Annotated in this window: 1 protein-coding gene; it reads right to left on the reverse strand. The window is 65.9% G+C overall.

What is annotated here, in order from left to right; genetic code table 11:
* The coding region (gene gspM, locus HX846_RS37665; protein WP_178967519.1) for a type II secretion system protein GspM at window positions 1–356 on the reverse strand (356 nt) is incomplete at its 3' end.
* Between the last annotated feature and the right edge of the window lie 98 nt (window positions 357–454).

Consider the following 454-nt stretch of genomic DNA (forward strand, 5'->3'; position numbering starts at 1 on the left):
GGGGCGTCGTCGAAGGTCAGGCGCCAGCTGCCGGTGTCCTGCGGCTGCAATTGATAGCGGCCCTGCAACCCGGCGTTGTCGAGGGACTGGTGCAAGGCGGTTTCCAGGTCACTGCTGCGCGGGGCTGGGGCGACGCCTTGCAGCAGCACCTGCAAGGCCTCGGCCTGGCTGCGCAGTTTCGGGGTTTCGGCTTGCCAGTAGTCGATTTTCTTCAGCGGTGGCTGGATCAACAGCAACCAGGTCAGCAGGCCCGCCAGCACCAGGCCGGCACCCACCAACAGACGTTTTTCACGCATGGCCAGGCCGTTCCAGAACACCTGGGCCTGGCTGCGCAGAAGCTGCCAACGCTTATTCATCTTCGGCCTCATCGTCTGCATCGGCTTCAACGCGCTCGGTGAGCGGGCCGACTGTCCAGCCCTGGTCGTCGCGACTGGCGCTGAACCCGGCCTGGGCC

It is taken from the genome of Pseudomonas sp. K5002 (assembly GCF_013386655.1).
GTDB lineage: Bacteria > Pseudomonadota > Gammaproteobacteria > Pseudomonadales > Pseudomonadaceae > Aquipseudomonas.